General features: G+C 40.5%; 15 protein-coding genes. 4 read left to right on the plus strand and 11 right to left on the minus strand.

Annotated elements, in window-relative coordinates; genetic code table 11:
- Window positions 1–75: 75 nt before the first annotated feature.
- The 6 genes from IEE83_RS33655 to IEE83_RS23945 form a co-directional block, all read right to left on the minus strand.
- Window positions 76–396 carry a DUF6660 family protein gene (locus IEE83_RS33655; RefSeq protein WP_369009350.1) on the minus strand — a complete coding sequence of 107 codons (321 nt, stop codon included), beginning with the start codon at window positions 394–396 and terminating at the stop codon, window positions 76–78.
- A 46-nt stretch (window positions 397–442) separates the two neighbouring features.
- Window positions 443–2,023, minus strand: coding sequence for a glycoside hydrolase (locus IEE83_RS23925; protein WP_194122993.1), 1,581 nt, complete (start codon window positions 2,021–2,023; stop codon window positions 443–445).
- Between the two features lie 18 nt (window positions 2,024–2,041).
- Complete coding sequence (locus IEE83_RS23930) at window positions 2,042–3,214, minus strand: glutathionylspermidine synthase family protein (protein WP_194122994.1); 1,173 nt, start codon at window positions 3,212–3,214, stop codon at window positions 2,042–2,044.
- 44 nt (window positions 3,215–3,258) lie between these two features.
- Complete coding sequence (locus tag IEE83_RS23935; protein WP_194122995.1) at window positions 3,259–3,870, minus strand: Cj0371 family chemotaxis-regulating polar lipoprotein; 612 nt, start codon at window positions 3,868–3,870, stop codon at window positions 3,259–3,261.
- A gap of 237 nt (window positions 3,871–4,107) precedes the next feature.
- On the minus strand, window positions 4,108–5,394 hold the full coding sequence (locus tag IEE83_RS23940) for an aminotransferase class V-fold PLP-dependent enzyme (protein WP_194122996.1): 1,287 nt from the start codon (window positions 5,392–5,394) through the stop codon (window positions 4,108–4,110).
- 105 nt (window positions 5,395–5,499) lie between these two features.
- A complete protein-coding gene (locus IEE83_RS23945; RefSeq protein WP_228101951.1) occupies window positions 5,500–6,282 on the minus strand; it encodes a M23 family metallopeptidase in 783 nt (260 codons plus the stop codon).
- 120 nt (window positions 6,283–6,402) lie between these two features.
- On the opposite strand from IEE83_RS23945, the gene IEE83_RS23950 reads away from it, so the two are divergent.
- Together IEE83_RS23950 and IEE83_RS23955 are read left to right on the plus strand one after the other, a co-directional pair.
- Window positions 6,403–7,374 carry an aldo/keto reductase gene (locus tag IEE83_RS23950; RefSeq protein ID WP_194122997.1) on the plus strand — a complete coding sequence of 324 codons (972 nt, stop codon included), beginning with the start codon at window positions 6,403–6,405 and terminating at the stop codon, window positions 7,372–7,374.
- A 308-nt stretch (window positions 7,375–7,682) separates the two neighbouring features.
- Window positions 7,683–7,994, plus strand: coding sequence for an isoamylase early set domain-containing protein (locus IEE83_RS23955; protein ID WP_194122998.1), 312 nt, complete (start codon window positions 7,683–7,685; stop codon window positions 7,992–7,994).
- Window positions 7,995–8,095: 101 nt separating this feature from the next.
- Here the strand turns inward: IEE83_RS23955 and IEE83_RS23960 are convergent, their stop codons facing one another.
- From IEE83_RS23960 to IEE83_RS23970, 3 genes are all read right to left on the minus strand, one after another.
- On the minus strand, window positions 8,096–9,022 hold the full coding sequence (locus IEE83_RS23960; RefSeq protein ID WP_194122999.1) for a hydroxypyruvate isomerase family protein: 927 nt from the start codon (window positions 9,020–9,022) through the stop codon (window positions 8,096–8,098).
- 183 nt (window positions 9,023–9,205) lie between these two features.
- Window positions 9,206–11,905, minus strand: coding sequence for a PVC-type heme-binding CxxCH protein (locus IEE83_RS23965; RefSeq protein WP_228101952.1), 2,700 nt, complete (start codon window positions 11,903–11,905; stop codon window positions 9,206–9,208).
- Between the two features lie 173 nt (window positions 11,906–12,078).
- A complete protein-coding gene (locus tag IEE83_RS23970; protein WP_194123000.1) occupies window positions 12,079–15,162 on the minus strand; it encodes a PVC-type heme-binding CxxCH protein in 3,084 nt (1,027 codons plus the stop codon).
- Window positions 15,163–15,289: 127 nt separating this feature from the next.
- Between IEE83_RS23970 and IEE83_RS23975 the strand changes: the two genes are divergently transcribed.
- On the plus strand, window positions 15,290–15,880 hold the full coding sequence (locus IEE83_RS23975; protein WP_194123001.1) for a hypothetical protein: 591 nt from the start codon (window positions 15,290–15,292) through the stop codon (window positions 15,878–15,880).
- A gap of 33 nt (window positions 15,881–15,913) precedes the next feature.
- On the opposite strand, the gene IEE83_RS23980 is transcribed toward IEE83_RS23975, so the two are convergent.
- Window positions 15,914–16,204, minus strand: coding sequence for a putative quinol monooxygenase (locus tag IEE83_RS23980; RefSeq protein ID WP_194123002.1), 291 nt, complete (start codon window positions 16,202–16,204; stop codon window positions 15,914–15,916).
- 365 nt (window positions 16,205–16,569) lie between these two features.
- Between IEE83_RS23980 and IEE83_RS23985 the strand changes: the two genes are divergently transcribed.
- Window positions 16,570–17,496 carry an alpha/beta hydrolase gene (locus tag IEE83_RS23985; RefSeq protein ID WP_194123003.1) on the plus strand — a complete coding sequence of 309 codons (927 nt, stop codon included), beginning with the start codon at window positions 16,570–16,572 and terminating at the stop codon, window positions 17,494–17,496.
- A 47-nt stretch (window positions 17,497–17,543) separates the two neighbouring features.
- Here IEE83_RS23985 and IEE83_RS23990 read toward each other — a convergent pair whose 3' ends face one another.
- Entirely contained in the window at window positions 17,544–17,951 is a 408-nt protein-coding gene (locus IEE83_RS23990; RefSeq protein WP_194123004.1) for a T9SS type A sorting domain-containing protein, read from the minus strand.
- Window positions 17,952–18,141: the final 190 nt, after the last annotated feature.

Below are 18,141 nucleotides of genomic sequence, written 5' to 3' on the forward strand. Positions count from 1 at the left end.
ACAAACAGGCAGAATTTTGACATGGAACCATAACGGCTCGATACCTCAAAATTTTACCAAAAAAGTAAGTTGTTATCAGGCAATCTTCGGCGGCTGCCAAATGGAAAAGGAAAGTTCCGGACGGAAACAATTGGAGTAAACCGGGAACTTCGCAGCGGCAAACACAGCTTTGGGAATTTTAACCGCTGGAACTGAAAATTGGAAAAAAGTAGAAGCTGCACAACAGCTGCATGTACAAAATGGCGTACAGGATTCATTTTCATGTGTATGATCCTTGTGCTCCAGGGAAGCAGAAATTTTCAGCTCATCTTTGCCATTACATTCCAGCCCATCGCCGCACGGGAAGCACGACAATAGTAAAATGTAAAGACTTAATATGAGCTTGAATATTTTCATTGAGTGCAAAGGTAGGAAATGGTGATTGAAAATCGAACAAAATATTTCACTCCACAACCATAGTAACCACCGACCTCGCCGGTAAAATCACCTCATCTTTTAATTTCTGAACAGGATATGGTTTAAGATTATCACCTTCCGAAGCACTTGTTATATATTTTCTCAAATTTGAAAATTTACCGGCGTTTGCAAGGTTAAGTTTAACACGTTTTTCTAACGTTGTATAATTGATAGCAACGACGACAACTTTGCCTTTTTCATCTGTATAAGCCGATAACATCACAATTTGCGCAGCTTTCAGATCTGTCATTTTATCACTTCGATCAATAATCAATCGTTGCATTCCCGGACGAATAAAACGACTAAAATTCCCAAACGCCCATAAACCTTTGGTTTGAAAATATTCTCCGTCTGTATGTTTTTCGTTGGGTTTTAGAGCGATCAGAAAATATCTTGTGTCAAAATCCGGACTGCCTGGTTCATAGGAATTCCATAATTGCCAGGCAGATGCATTTCCTACAACAAGGTCATTGTGAATAACTTTGGCAAGAAACAATGCACAATCTATCGCTGAGCGTTTTTCTTTGGTACCTTCCCGGAAACCATCGGCTAACATGGAATATTCAGTTTGCCAAAATTTTACATCATAATTCCTGGCTGTATCGGATACATTTTTTCTGATCTGCACCAGACTGCTGTCACCATTTTCCGTGAAATAGCTATGTCCGCCAATGAAGTCAGACATATGTTTTAGATTCCTGACTTCCAACTTACTGTTTTTCCCAAAAAAATTTTGAATCTGGCGGTTGGTATTACCGGAACCTGCGTATAAATAATTTAGCATTCCTGCTTCAACCAACATGATTTTCGAAGAAAGTTTTTGAGCCGTTAAGGCACTGTCAAGGGCTGTGGTAACTTTATAAATTTCCTCATTGCGCCAGGGAGTTCCTTCCTGACTTGCCTGTCCGGGCTTATTCGACCAGTCCCATTGTGGTTCATTGACCGGACTTATATAGTTGAAATGCAAATTTTCTGCATCAAAATGTTTAATTACATCTGCCAAAAAACCTGCATATGCACCGTACTTATCAGATTTCAGATTTGACTTATAATCTTTTTCAGTTTTAAAGCCGCGACCATTTTGAGTGAATTGTACGGGTGGCGTATTTGAAAATGCAATCAGATTTTCGACGCCATAAGATTTCGCTTTTTTGACAAACCATATATAACCGGCCTGTTTGTTCCAGTCATAACTTCCGTCAGGATTTTGAAAGGATTCAACCCGTTTTCTGAAATCTTTGATTCCGCTGCTGTCACCTTGTTCTGCTGTTCCGCCGCCGATATTAAACCGCCAGGCGGAAAGACCTATTCCTTTGGGATTTCCTTTTTCGTCAAAAGATTTACTAAAAAGCCATTCGGCAATTTGTTCCTTTTTCTGTTCAGGCCAGTATTTGCCGATACCTTCTGAAAACCAGCAACCTGCTGCCCCAAAATTTTCAATAACCTGCGCCTTATTTTTAATATCAATTTTGAAAATAACAGGTTGATCTTTTTCCTGTGCAAAGGATTTAGAATCTAAACCAAAAACCAATAATAACCCGAACAAAAACTTAACAGAAACCTTCATACTAAAAATCAGAACCGATTATTCAACGATATGACCTACAAATTGAGCAGTGTTATCAAGAATTTTGCCTCCGCGCCGGAAACCTAATGCGCAAGGTTCGCCTGCGTAAAAAACGCCGGCCTGATATGAGAATCCTTCCTCATCTTTCGGAAACTCTACGTATTCCTGATAAATTCTTTTTTGTCCCTCATAATCTCCCTCCACCTTTTCCAGTACTTCACCTCCCCTTTCAATGATGGAAATATTAGCTCCTTCTCTGCCAAACAAAACTTTGCTAACCGATTTTTTATGCGGTATCACATACCTTTCCGTTTGCAGCAAAAGCGGATGATAAGGAAATAAATCCCACAAAATTTTAAGAATATATTTTGATTGAAACAGTAAAGTATATGCCGGATTGAGGATAACAGCCAATCGATTTTTGGCAATTTCTGTCAATAAGGTCGTCAATTCAGGTTCATCGCCACCAATAAATTCCCAGGGAACAAGTTTAAACCAGAAATCAAAACGGACGAAACTTCCTGATCCCGAGCTATCCTGTTTGAAAATTCCTTCTTTGGAAAACTCAACCTCATCAATGTAAGCAAAATCAACATCAAAACCGGCTTCCTTGGCCGCTTCCGACAAAATATTCACATTCGTATCATCTTCCGGAAAACCACGCATGGTCGAGAAAAGTATGGATGCAGTCAGATCCTTGTTAACCAGCTTGATATATTGAAATTGTTTTACAAGCGTTTCATACAAAGTATTAAACTGCTTGGAATCATCTTCATTATTTGTCCGCAAATGTGCCCATTGCACCACCGCACTTTCCGGCAGACAAGTTGCTGTATCAGCATTGAATTCTATCAGTTTCACCGGCTGTCCGTCAAAACCGCCGGCAAGATCAAAACGTCCGTATAGATGTACATTCCGGTCTTCTTCCCATGAAAGTTTAACCAGTTCAACCAGATTCGGGGCAATTCCCATTTCATCAAATATCTGATTATCAATAACATATTGACCAGCTTCAACAAACATATCGTAAAGTGTTGCAGCAGCTTCATAGTACTGAGTGGCTGTATCTTCATCAACCACAACAACATCTTTTACCAGATATGGCGTCGTATCTGTTCCTAACATCCAGTTCCAGCCTAATTTTTGAAGTGCACTTTCCGGAGTTTTTGGTAGCGATTTTAATTTTATCATTATATTTCAAGTTTTAGATTTCAGATTTTTTTCAAAAACTGAAATCAACCTCCGCTTCTTCCTGAGGAACGTCCGAAAAATCCGCTTCTTCCACCCGATGGACGCGTATTTACAATTCTTGTTGAACGCGACGCGCTCACATCATTCACTGCACTTTGAGATTTACTAAAAACACCTGGACTGCTATAAACACTTCCTCTGGAATTGTTCTGATCACGATAGGTGTTCATGTAGCTGTTACTATTATTTCTTCCCAGCATATACCCAATTCCACCATACAATAGCATACTGGAAAGTCCACTATGATGGCCGACATAAGACTGATTATTACGTATATCTTTATCAATCAAAGCTTTGGCGGCAGTTGTACTTAAAGAATCCGTATGTCCATCCAGATAAGTAACGATTGCCAGGGATTTGTCTGCGGCTACGCTTTCTTCATCCGTAATTTTAAATTCGCCCGGTTTTACTTCCTTAATGTGCGAACGGATCCCTTTTGAATAGGTGGTTTCTTCATAGCTGTAATCAGATTCATCATCGTTAGACGAACAGCTGCTTATCATTGACGTTCCTGACAAAATCGCCAGCGTTAATGCGCTGCTTAGCGTTATATCTTTGGCTCTTTTGATGAAAGAACCGTTGCGTAGTTTGGTCATAGTTTTAACAAATTTTCCCGGTTAAAGAATAAACCAAATGTAGCGGTTTAGAAAACAGTAGTGAAAGCAATTTTGTCAAACGGTTGAATATAAGCTCCAATAAATGTTTTAAGTTGTTTAAACGACGATTTAATTGGATAGATGGTTAACAAACCTAAATGACCTAAAACTCAAAATCCTTTGAAAAGCAGAATAAATGCCTTCAAAGGATTTTACAATTTCTATCATTTATATCGTCTACGCCTTCTTCGAAATCTTCTCCAAAGCCCCAACCAACCTGTCCAGATCACTTATTTTGGTATAAACATGAGGCGTTACACGTACACAGTTCACATATTCATAACTGATTGGCGTTGTATGAATTTTGAAATCCGTAAACAACTTACTTTCCAGTTCTCCTGGCTTGATCCCGTCTACACTTACACCGGCGATTGCGCAGGAATATTCCGGTTTTAACGACGTATGGATTTTTACACCCGGAATTTGCTGTGCTTTTTCTGCCCAGTATTTTTTGAGATAATGAATACGATCCTGTTTCCTTTTTGTACCAATGGCTCCCTGGAAATTAATTGCTTCACCGATTGCCTGTTCGATACAAAAACTTCTTGTTCCAAGTGTTTCAAATTTGCGGATATCTGCGCTCGTCGGTTCATGATTACAAACCAATGGCCAGATTTTAGCGATTTTATCCTTTTTCACCCACATCATCCCACTACCTACTGGCGCACTCAAAAATTTGTGCAGACTGGTTCCGAAATAATCACATTCAAGATCGGCAATTTTAAAGTCAAGTAAGCCAAAAGAATGCGCGCCATCCACGATCACCTCAACGCCTTTTTTATGCGCCATCTGGCAGATTTTCTTAACCGGCATAATTTGTCCAACCCAGTTGACCACATGTGTAAGATGAATAACTTTCGTATTAGGTGTGATCGCATCCTCATACGCCTTCACAATCATCGCATCATTTTCAATCGGAAATTCAAATGACAATTGTTTGTAAACAATTCCATCCCGAAGCTGACGCTGACGCCAGGCGTTCATCATGTTTGGATAGTCGAATTTCATCCCGATTACTTCGTCACCTTTTTGTAAAGGCAGACCAAAAATCACGGTATTTAAAGCTTCCGTGGCATTTCTGTTGATTGCAACTTCTTCCGGATCACAACCTCCTAATGCTGCCAATCGCTGACGTAATGGCTCACGTCCTTTATCCATAACCCGCCACATGTAGTAAGAAGGACCTTGTGCCGCCTGTCTGTTATATTTTTCCAGCGCTTCCTGAACCACCAACGGAGAAGGAGAAACACCGCCATTGTTCAAAATAATGATATCACTTTTGCTGGCGGAATAGGCTTCCTGAATAACCGCCCAGTAATCTTCATTATTCCCAATATCATCTTTCCAGAATTTCTCAGCCGACTGAAAATCAGCGGCATGCAATTCGTTAAAAAGACTATTGACTCCAAAGGCGCCCATACCCAAGGCAGCACTTTTTTTGATAAAAGACCGGCGGTTGTTCATAATTACGAGAAATTAGGAATAGTTAAGGGAGTGAATTATAAGATATTACAAATATTTTCAATCAATTTTAATCAAGCCCTCTTCCCAACTCGCTTATTCACAAGGCTATTGTTTCACTATTGAATTCATTAACCAGTCGTAAGTATCACCGGGATATGGTAAGGCATCGCTGTTTAATTTCAAAAACATTAAATGTAAATGCGTAGGTGAGCGTTTTTTAAATGCGTTAAAACCGCTTCTACCCATTTCCGAAATTTTATCTCCGGCATTTACCCATTGTCCAGGTTCTACAAATAAAACATTATTATGGGCATAATAAAATAATCCGTCAAGGCATGGATCATAAATCCAGATCCAGTTTCCGCCACGTAAATCGCTATCGTATTTCCAGTTATTCTCTACGGCCACTACAACGCCAGAAGTGAAAGCCAAAACTTCAACCGGTTTCCAGGTTCTGTCGTCCAGATTATCCTGATTTCTATCGTAAACAAAAAGATCATGCGCCGGGTGACTTCCCTTTACATCCATATCAAAAAGATCAAAACCATCGGCCCGGTAACCCATTCCTTTTCCGCCGATTGATTTCTCTGGCGTGTAACCTTTAATTGGAAAAACGAAATAAGTCGAATCACCCATCCGGCAAGAATCCCCATTATGAAATGTAGCCCTGATATTTCTGATATTTTGCTGCCAGGCCCGCGCCGCCGAATCCGGTGTAATGGCGCAGTCTCTGATATCCTCCTGAATCTGACGAAAAGTACTGCAATAAGTTAGCATATTATCTTTGGGCATTGTTTGCGTATTCCACCCTGCCATTCCCACAATCAACAATAAGCCAACCAACCGTTTCATGGTACCCTCCAACAATTCTTTCCAGCTAAATGACATTTTCTTTAATAACAAACGCAGTATCTTCTAAATGTAATAAATTAAAACAAATGTATTTCAATAGCATTAAAATTGTACTATAAATTCCTTTAAAGAAAAAACAACTAAACTTTAACAAAAATGCAATACCGCCGTTTTGGACGTAGTGACTGGAAGATCAGCGAGATAGGTTATGGAATGTGGGGACTTGCCGGCTGGACAGGATCAGATATCAAGGAAATTGAGGATTCTCTGGACCTGGCCGTGGCATCAGGATGTAACTTTTTTGATACAGCCTGGGGTTATGCCGAAGGTAAAAGTGAGATGATTCTGGGAGAACTTATCCGCCGGAATCCTGATAAAAAATTATATGCTGCAACAAAAATTCCGCCAAAAAATCGTCAGTGGCCTTCAAAACCATCATTCCTTTTAAAGGATGTTTTTCCGGCAGACTACATTGTTGAGTATACCGAAAAAAGTCTTAAAAATCTGGGTTTGGAAACCATTGATCTTTTGCAATTCCATGTTTGGGAAGATGCATGGGCACATGAAGATGAGTGGAAAGAAGCGATTCAAAAGCTGACAAAAGAAGGAAAAGTGGAACGTTGGGGAATCAGCATCAATCGCTGGGAACCGGACAACGCGTTAACAACCTTAGAAACAGGTTTGATCGATGCAGTTCAGGTTATCTATAATATTTTCGATCAGGCACCGGAAGACAATCTTTTTCCGCTTTGCAGAAAACTGGATATTGGTGTCATTTCACGTGTTCCATTGGATGAAGGTACCTTGTCAGGACATCTTACCAAGGAAACAACCTTCCCGGCAGACGACTGGCGTTCTACTTATTTTGTTCCGGAAAATCTGAATAGCAGCGTTGATCATGCAGAAGCACTTCGACCGGATTTGCCTGAAAATATGTCTATGCCGGAAGCTGCTTTGAGATTTATTCTTGAAAACCAGGATGTTCATACAACCATTCCGGGAATGAGAAAATTAGCACATGTTAAGTCAAACGTGGCTACTAGTGACGGAAAAAGATTGACAGAAAAAGAGCTTGAAAAGATAAAGAAACATCGCTGGGACCGTGAACCTACCGAATGGTCGCAATAGAATATCCGGACTGACTCCTTTTACAAAATGCTGCTTAACAATAATTGTTTTGCAGCATTTTTTATATTCATTGAGTTATGTTATCTAAAAATAATCCAATACATTATGGCCATTTATGATGCTGGTATGACTTTAATATAATATTGTGTTTTTGCAGAAAAAGCCGCTAAAAATTGCACTGAGAGCGCTTTTTCAAACGAAATCATATAACTATTCGAAGAAAGAAAAAATTTATTATGCTGACAGTCATTTATTTGTATAATTTTTGATTGTATATTTGTCTCATCAACTAAATAACACTACTAATTATGGCATTAACGAAACAGTATTTGAAAAGCAAGCCCGTTGTTAAAGTAACGTTCACCTTGCCTGCTGAAGCCGTTGAAAAATCTGAAAAAGTTACGCTTGTAGGCGAGTTTAATGGATGGAATCCGAAAGAAGCGGTGGCATTGAAAAAACAAAAAGACGGTTCGTTCAAGGCTAGCCTTGACTTGGTTCCTGGTAAAGAATACCAATTCCGTTATCTTTTAGATAACGAAATCTGGGCAAATGACTGGGAAGCTGATAAATATGTTCCTGCGGGAGTAAATGCAGAAGAAAATTCAGTTGTAGTTCTTTAATAGCTGTTAGCTTTAGACAGAAAATGGCCAGTAGATAATTCTACCGGCCATTTTCATTTTTTCCGAGCTAAAAGCTGGTCTCCTAACAGCCAACAGCTACCTCAAATTGTAAAATTATCGCTGTCTACATAAGCCTTAATTAACGCAGCTTCTCCTTCTTTTCCTTTTTGAGAATTTCCGTGTTCCATACCCAGGATGAAATTTCTTCCTTCTTTTTTGCTGCGGGTGTAGATGTATTTGAAAATATTTTTATAGTTGATTTCTCCTGTGGTTGGTTCGTTTCTTCCAGGTTCGTCGCCAATCTGGAAATAATCGATTTCACTCCATGTTGCTTCGATATTATGGATAACGCGACCTTCATTTTTCTGCATGTGATAAATGTCATACAGGATTTTACATGACTTGCTGTTTACACCGCGGCAGATTTCGTAAGTCTGGTCGGAAGTACGTAAAAACAAGTTTGGCGTATCACTTAATGGCTCCAAAACCATGACCAAACCATGTGGTTCCAGGATTTCAGCTCCTCTTCGCAGTGCATCAATAACGTTTCCGGTTTGTACACCAATCGGCAGACTGCGGTCGAAATCTCCTGGTACAACCGTCATCCATTTTGCGTTCACACGCTTTGCTGTTTCGACTGCTTTTTTACAGCCCGCAAGAAAAATATCAATATGTTCTTTTTTGTTGGACGCTAATGTATTTGCTCCGTTTCCACCTTTATCCACAACAAAAACGCCCATTTCCATTCCCAAACGAGTCATTTCCTTGGCGATTTTTTCCTGCTCTTCAACCGGACGACCCATCATACCGTTATCTTCCAAAGCCATAAATCCCTGGTCAGCCATGAATTTAAGCTGATCAATCACATCTTTTCCGGCACTGTTTTGAAACATACCGAAGTGGGAAGCGTATTTTAGTTTGAAGGTATTTTTTGCCATGTTAGAAGTTGGAGCTGCAAAAGCCTCATTCGCTGCAATGGCAGCACCGGCTATTCCAAGAGATGATTTAACAAAGTTTCTGCGGAGCATGATTTAATGATATTGTTATGGTTTTAGGGAATAAAGAAAAGTTTGGGCGATTTATACCGATTAATTTAAGGGTTTCACACAAAGCAGGTAAGAAAAAAAACGCAAAGACCGCTAAGATTTTAACTTTGCGAACTTTGCGTTTTAACTTTTTTGCTTTGCGTGAAACCTTAAAACCGGAAATCTTTAATCTCCTTTTCTCTTTCTTCTTCTTTCCTTTTTACTTTTTGGCTGCTCCACTTCTTCTGCAACAACGACCGGTTCAACAGGCTTTGGGAAATAAGGAGCCAGTTCTTTTTTTACATCTTCCCGGAAAGCATTTTTAACACCTTCCAAAGCAGCTTCCCTGATATCTCCATCGATCTGATTTTGCTTTAACAACTTTACCACCGCATCTTCCCCAGGCCAAGACCCTCCAAGAGAACGCGCTGCTGCCGCCCGAACGGATTCTTTTTGACCAACATCCAATACCGTTGATCGTAAAATAAATACAGATTCCGCGCTTCCCGCGGTTTGAAGAGAAGCCAGTAAAGCTGATTTTTTCGAATCGTTTAAGGTAGATAATTTGTCGGTAATAAAAGAAACGCCGGCAATTTCCAGAAGCAAAGCACCGGCATCCCGGCCAATAACACTGCCAGATTTTTCAACGGCCATTTGGAATAACCTTGAATTTTCAGACTCCGGGGCATATCTGGTTACTAGTTCAATATAATCTTCGGTACCGTATGTTTCGTCAAGCAATTTATTTAGCGCCGTCAATCCTTGCTGGGAATTCGTAACAAAAGATTTGTCCAAATGCAGCAATGCCAGTTTGCTGACTTCAATCCGGTCAGATGATTTTACATCCATCACATGCATCAGTGCCTGCGATTTTTCATAGCCTGCGTGGAAAAAGTCGAAGGCCCGGAAATAACGTAATCTGCTTTTAAAAGTAACTGACGTATCCGAAGCCAGATCAGTTAAGTACGGAATTGCTTGTCTGGTTCTTGCCAGCCAAATCAAATCTTTTCCGGAATCCGAGGCACCAGGATTTTTCCCGGCCTTTGCAAGCCATGCAGGAAAAATTCTTTCCCACTGACCTATCGCACCAATGCTTAGCGCCTCCACAGACCAGCGGTCATTGCCTTTATATTGCTGTGCCAGTTGCAGCCAAACATCCAGCGCTTCGTAAGTATGGTTATGATTAATGGCCAAAGCACATTCCCGGCGCACCTGTGGATTTGGGTCGGAGGTTAATCTTTTGATATATTCCGTAGGATCGCTGTTTCTTTGACGAACCGCTCTTAAAGTTACGATACGCAAATTTGGATTTAATTCCCTAAAACCAATATCCAGGTTTCTATAACTAAAACCTTCAATTTTATTCAAAACCCAAAGTGCACGGGCGCGTAATTTTGGATTTCCATTGTATAATCTGAATAAATTTTCAAGCTCCGGTTCTGCTGCCATACCTAGTTTTACACAGGCATTCCAGGCCAGGTAACGCTGGGATAAATTAGGACTTTGTAACGCTTTCACTGCCTCAACCGGAGAAGTTAAATCATATACCGGGATTTTATAGGGCGTGCCTGGAGGCGCAATCCTGAAAATCCGGCCTCTGCTTTTGTCCTTCATTTTGTGAGAACCTGCCACCGGGTCATACCAGTCTGAAATAATCAGCGAACCGTCCGGTGCTACACAAACATCCGTCGGACGAAACCATTTATCTCTTTTTCCTTCCAAAAGCGAAAGAATCCCAGTTGATTTAAAACCAGCTCCATCGGGTTGCATTGGAAAAGCACGAACTGTATTTTGCCCGGCATCAGCCAGAATAATTTGATCCCAATAACGTCTCGGTAATAAATCTCCTTCATAAACCACCATTCCCATGGGCAGTCCTGAGCCAGTTTCTAATAAATTTGGTACTACTCCCGGATCATTCTGATGCCAGTGACGCCGCGGAATTTCATCTTCCAGATTGGTATGGTTGATACGCCAGCTGGCTCCGCTCATTTCATCAATGTAGCCGAAATTCCCATTTTCCATGACATAGTTAACCCGGTCAGCACCATTGCCAGGTTCTTCCTGATCCGACTGCCACATTGTACCATAACTATCAACGGCGATTTCAAAACCATTATGAAAATTTTCGGCTAGTATTTCTACATTTCTGAATTCCTGATCAACACGAAAAACGACTCCCTGACGGTATTGTCGGAAATCGATTGGTCTTTCATATTTATCTAAAAGTGGACGATCTTCTCCGTCTACAAGCTGTTTTCCTGCATTTCCATAATTGAAATAAAATTTCCCATCCGGGCCAAATACAAAAGCGTGAACCCCGGCATCCTGTTGTGTTCCTCCAATTCCTTTAAAAAGAACTTCCTTTTTATCAGCCTTATCATCACCATCGGTATCGGTGAAAAGCCACACGTACGGACTTTGGGAAACGATGGCTTTGTTGCCCATCACCCAGATTCCCAACGGAGAGTTTAATTCTGAACCCTGGTAAAAAACTTTGGTCACATCCGCTTTTCCATCACCGGTTGTATCTTCCAGAATCACGATCCGGTCTCCAACACTCAGTTCTGATTTTCCATTAACGGCAGGACGATAATTATAAGATTCGCAAACCCAGACACGTCCGCGATGGTCGACATCGATATTGATCGGATTGGTAATTAATGGCTCAGAAGCGAAAAGGGTTGTTTCAAGTCCGTCAGCTGTTTGAAGACCAGCGACAGCATTTCTTGAAAATCGTTTTTCAGGTTCGCTGAAAGTTGCATACAAACTATCCGGATGAATTTTTGCCAGTGTATCAACCACTTGGCATATACCATTCAGACTAAAAAAACAAAGATTTGCGGCAACCAGAAAGGCAGACTTAAAGTAATTAATTCGTTTCAAAACTTAATTCTATGGAGCAGAAGACTATTGGACAACTTCAAAATTACCAGTTCTTTCTCAGATTAACGAAACAAAGTTTTACTTAAATTGAAAAAATAATTGCAAAAAAACAGCCCGCTAAAACAAAAGTGTTTTAACGGGCTGCAATTGAAGATTTGTAATAAAGAGGTAACTTATTTTTTCTTCAGACTACTTAAATATTCTATAAGGTTAACAAGTTCATCCGTCGTCATGGCGTCCTGAAGACCAGCCGGCATCATGGAATCTTTCATCTGTTTCATTGATTTCACCTGCGACATTTTATATTCCTGGGATGTGCCGCCCGGAAGTTTCATGATCAAATCTGTTTCTGTTTTGCTTGAAACAATTCCGGTCACTGATGAGCCATCTTTAAATTGTACTTCAAAACCTTCATAACCAAAACCAATTCCAGCACTTGGTTCGAAGATGGCCGCGTACTCTGCTTCTTTTGGAAGTTTACTGCCAATTTCAGAAAGTTTCGGTCCGAAATCCATTCCTTGTCCATTTACCTGATGGCAAACTGAGCAATACATTGAAAATATTTCTTTTCCCTTCCCGGCATTTCCGGTCATACCAACAAGTGTTTTGATATCCGGATGTTTTTTGGCACCAACACTATTTCCGTCAATATATTTAGCAGCTTCAATCTGGATTGATTTCCGCCAGGCTCCACTCAGTCCCTGAACAGCTGGTGTTTTTAAATCGCCGGCAATTTTTCCTTCTTTCAACAAAACCAAAACAAGATCCTCCCCATTCATCGTGCCGCCTAAAGAGCGCACAGCTTCCGAACGAACGGCGATTGGCATTTTGCTATCCAGTGCGACCGATTTAAGAATATCCAGAGATTGTTTGCTTCCAACACCTTTTATAGAAGCCAAAGCTGCCGATGCTTTTTCAGCGTCTTTTCCTTTGATAACCGTCCAAAGCAATGGCGCGCCTCCTTGTTTCAAAAGTTGTTGTCCGGCAGAGCGACCAATGTTTGACTGTGATTTAGACGTTGCCAGTTGCAGTAACCGGTTATTTTCAGCAGGAAGCTCATAACGGGAAACCAGTTCCATGTAAGCAGCCGTACCATACGTTGCATCCAGCAATTTTTTCAAAGCAGCCAACGCTTCCGGTGATTGTTTTACAAAAACCGGATCCAGGTGATGAAGCGCCAGTTCATTGATTTCGTTCTGGTTTTCGGCTTTTCCTTTCATGATTTTCAGTAAAGCCGTCGATTTTTCTTTCGCTCCCGGATTAAAATCAAAAGCACGGAAATATTTCAGACGACTTTTCAAATCAACGCCAGGATCACTCGCCAGCGATGCAAGCAGATTAACTGATTCCTTACTTCTTGAACGCCAGACAATATTTTTCCCGGCATCTGTTCCAATCGGATTTGGTCCAGCTTTTGAAAGCCAGGCCTTGAAAAATGCATCCCATTGTCCTTCGGCGCCAATTCCCAAAGCTTCAAGATACCAGCGATCTTTTCCGTCATATTGCTGGGCAAGTTCTGCCCAAAGATTTGCAGCATCCGGAGCAACTGTTCCATGAAGCGCCAAAGCACATTCACGACGTACCTGAACATCCGAATCATTCGCCAGCAATTTGATATATTTTACCAGATCCGCATTTCTTTTTTCACGAACCACGCGTATTGCCATGATCCTCATATCTGGATTAGCATCACGTAAAGCAGATTCCAGATTTTCCGTACTTACTCTGTCAATCGTGGCAATAGCCCATAGCGCGCGTGCACGCATACGCGGATTTTCTTTTGTATTTTCAAATAGCCTTTTAAGCTCAGGAAGTGATTTATCACCCATTTTCATCAAAGCATTCCAGGCGAGATAGCGCACCGAAAGGTTAGGATTTTGTAAAGCCTGCACTGCGCCTGCTGCCGTTGAAAAGTCCGCCGAAGGAATTTTATATGGCGTATTTTCAGGAGCAAGTCTGTACAAACGTCCTTTATTCTGATCACCTGCCTGATGCCCGCCAACACCCGGATCGTACCAGTCGGAAACGATAAGTGAACCATCCGGCGCCACACAGACATCCGAAGGCCGGAACCACTGATCGCGTTTCCCTTCCAGAAGATTTACAATTTTGGCAGAATAACCTGCGCCTGATTTTGCAACAGTATAAGAACGAACCACATTCGGGCCCGCATCACAATGAATCATTTGATCCCAGAATATTTTGGGCAACAAGCGACCTTCATACACAATCATCCCCGTGGGTGAACCGGCTCCGGTTTGCAAAAGATTCGGGATAACACCGGGATCATTTAAATGCCAGTGACGAAAAGGAATCGAATCTTCAATATTAGTACGGTTTGCACGCCAACCCGCGCCGGTTATTTCATCCGTGTAACCATAATTCCCATATTGCATCACATAATTAATCCGGACACCTTTGTTTCCGTCATCATCATTATCCGACTGCCACATGGTTCCGTAACTATCAACAGCTACTTCATAATTGTTCCGGAAATTATTTCCAAGCACTTCAATATTTTTGAAATCAGGGTCACAGCGGAAAACCATTCCCTGTTTATTTTTCTTAAAATCAACAGGTTTTCCATCCTGGCCAACAACCGGATTTCCTTTTCCATCCAGCAGATGTCCGCCTTCATTTCCAAAATTGAAATATAATTTTCCATCCGGACCAAAGACAAAAGCGTGCATACCATGATCATGCTGTTCACCGCCTACACCTTCAAAAATGATTTCCTTTTTATCCGCTTTTCCATCACCGTCAGCATCTGTGAAAAGCCAGACGTATGGACTTTGAGAAACAATTACCTGATTGCCCATCACCCAGATTCCCAAAGGCGAATTCAATTCTTTTCCCTGATAAAAAACCGTTGTTTTATCCGATTTCCCGTCGCCATTGGTATCTTCCAAAATCAAAATCCGGTCGCCCTCAGCATGCGTTGGATTGCCGTTAATTGCCGGACGATAATTATACGCTTCACAAACCCAAACTCTGCCCAAATGATCCACATCAATATTGGTAGGATTTGTCAGCGTCGGTTCTGAGGCAAAAAGTGTCGCTTCCAGGCCGTTTGCGACGGTCAATCCTGCGGTAGCATATTTGGGAGAATGCTTTTGTTCGGTAGTCAGATTTTCGTACAAACTATCCAGACCTGATCCTTTTACAGTGCTTGGGTTGGTTCGCATGTAAGACGCAGCGAGTATTCCCAGGGCAAGCATACCAGACATTGATAATGTTGCCGGATTCTTAAAGTTCATCGGTGATAAATTTAATCAGTTATTTTTTGGGCAGAATAAGCTTTACAAAGTCACCCATTTTAGGTTTCTATCCATAAAGATTACTAAATTTAGAGTATAAGAAAACAGCCACCTACCATTTACTACCATGAAGAGGATTTTTTTTAGTCTTGCTATTCTCTGCTTTGCATTTCAGGTTGAAGCACAAACTGTAATTTCTCCCGAAGACATACAAATTAAAACAGCGGTATTGGCTGCACCAAGCGACAAACAGGCTGCGGCAAAAGTATATGGTTATGCTCCGGATGGATCTTTTAAAATTTTAAGAAACGGAACAAATGATTTTGTCTGTATCGCCGACGACCCCACCAAAAAAGATATTAATGTAGCTTGTTATCACGCAGACCTTGAACCGTTTATGGAACGCGGGAGGACTTTAAACAAAGAAGGAAAGACCCAGAAAGAGATATTTGATATTCGTGAAGAAGAAGTAAAAAGCAAAAAACTTCTAATGCCAAAACAACCCGCAACACTTTATTCGTTTTCCGGATCTGCTGAAAATTATGATCCAAAAACGGGCGTATTGAAAGATGGCTATATGCGTTATGTAGTTTATATCCCTTACGCCACCTCAGAAACTACCGGACTTCCGCTAAAACCGGATGTACCGGGCATGCCATGGATTATGGACCCGGGAACACATCGCGCGCATATCATGATCAATCCGGCTAAAAAATAGCGGGTACTAAAAACCGAAGAAACCTATATTAAGTCAGGATATTTTTTCAACCGAAAATGCCTGTGGGGTATCGGCGAAAAGTATCTTGGTTTTTTTCCAGATCAAACCAAAAAACTCGGTCCTTTTATAATCTTCCAGGGTTTCCACCGATTCCCAGTGACTGTGTGTTACAAAAATATTCGGATTGTCTACATCACGCCAAAGTTCAAGATGTAAACATCCTGGCATGCTTCTGATATCGTTTTTACATTGCTCAAAAATGCGTTGAAATTCATTAATTTTCTCAGGCAAAAAAGTCATTCTAACGATTCGTATGATGGTCATAAAGTTATTATTGATTGATGTATCAGATAATACCAAAAAAATCAAAATTCACGTTCTAATCGCACGGCACAAGTATTAAACTGGAACTTGTACAAATAAAGTATATTAATTTTTGGTTTTTTAATCTTATAATCTGATTAATAACAACTTGTAAAACAACTAATAATATACGTAGTATATTTTCACAAGCAATTTCATACGATTACAATATCATTAAACATAGTAAATATTTGAATAGTACTAAAATCAGTATTTTGTAATGTTGAATCAATAAGTTTAATAAAAAATAACTTTCAGTAACATCATCGGCAGATTTGGGGTAGAGATTAAAAACAATCGTCTTTTACCGGAAAGCTCTTTTACCGATGAAAAAAACAAAATCTATATTGATGGCCATTGGCCTGACTGCTTTATCATTACAATCAATGGCTCAAAATGAAGTAATATCCTTATGGCCGGAAGGAAAAGTACCCAATTCGATTGCCAATAAGGTTGAAGAAAAATCAGTAACGGATGCTTCCGGAATATTAAGAATCAGCGGTGTAACAGTTCCTACGATCACCGCTTTTATTGTGCCAAAAGAAAAAGCAAGCGGCGCGGCTGTGATGATTTGTCCAGGAGGAGGTTACGGAATTCTTGCCGCTTCACATGAAGGGAGTGACCTGGCAAAATGGTTTAATGAAAGAGGCATTTCAGCTTTTGTTTTGAAATATCGGTTGCCGGATGCAAAGGCTATGACGCATCAGCATGAAGTTCCGTTGATGGACGCGATGCAGGGAATTAAGCTTATCCGCCAGTCAGCAAAAAAATGGAATATTGATACTGATAAAATTGGCGTGATGGGATTTTCGGCGGGAGGACATTTGGCCGCGACGCTATCAACGCATTACAATCTTGGAAAACAGGCTTCGGAAGAGGCAAAACCAAATTTTTCAATCCTGTTGTATCCTGTTGTTTCTTTTATGCCAGAAATTGCTCATGCAGGTTCACGGGATGCTTTGTTAGGAGCTGAAAAGTCTGAAGAATTAATAAAATATTATTCAAACGAATTACAGGTTAGCGAAAAAACACCAACGGCTTTTTTAGTACATGCAATGGATGACGGAGCGGTGCCCGTGGAAAATAGCATTGCCTACTATCTGGCTTTGAAAAAATTTAAAACACCGGCAGAAATGCACTTATATCCAAAAGGAGGACATGGGTTTGGATTGAGAACCGATGGAAAAGGCTCTTTGGCAAACTGGCCGGCAGCTATGGACGGCTGGTTAAAAGCAAATGGCTGGGCGAAATAAAATTATTGGGTTACAAATTTTTCAGGATTTGTAACCCAATCTTCAATTTAGTTTAGTGCTACTAATTTTCTGCCCGCAACTTCTGCAATTTCAGTAGTTGCCAGACTCACATTTTTCGTAATTTTTTCTTCTCCGCTCACGATTTCAATTTTGTAATCTCCATCACTGATTTCAGAAAAATCAAATTTCTGACCAATTTTTTCGATTCCTTTACCTACGTATTCCTGATGTAAAATCTTTCCCTTGCTGTCTACAAGTCTGATATGAACGCGGGTATTTTTTTCTTTCTCTACCAATACATTCATCATCAATGTATTTTTTACACGATACATCCCCACCCGAAAAGGCTCATAATATTTGTTTCCTGATGCATTTTGAGTTTGTCCGGCGAAAGCAAATCCGCTTACCAATAAGCCGATCATAGCGGCAACGAAAGTTGTTTTGAAATTTTTCATGATTGAAGATTTATGGCTAAATTTTCAACAATGATGTCGTCAGCGATGCAGATGTTGCATGCAAATAGTTGAACGGTAAAAAATCGTGTTGAGCGGTAGAGTGATAAAAAATCGCGGTGTGATGATAAATTCCAGATGAATTTTATAATCTTTATTTAACAAACAGATAATATTTGTAGAAAAAACCAGG

The organism is Dyadobacter subterraneus (assembly GCF_015221875.1).
Classification (GTDB): domain Bacteria; phylum Bacteroidota; class Bacteroidia; order Cytophagales; family Spirosomataceae; genus Dyadobacter; species Dyadobacter subterraneus.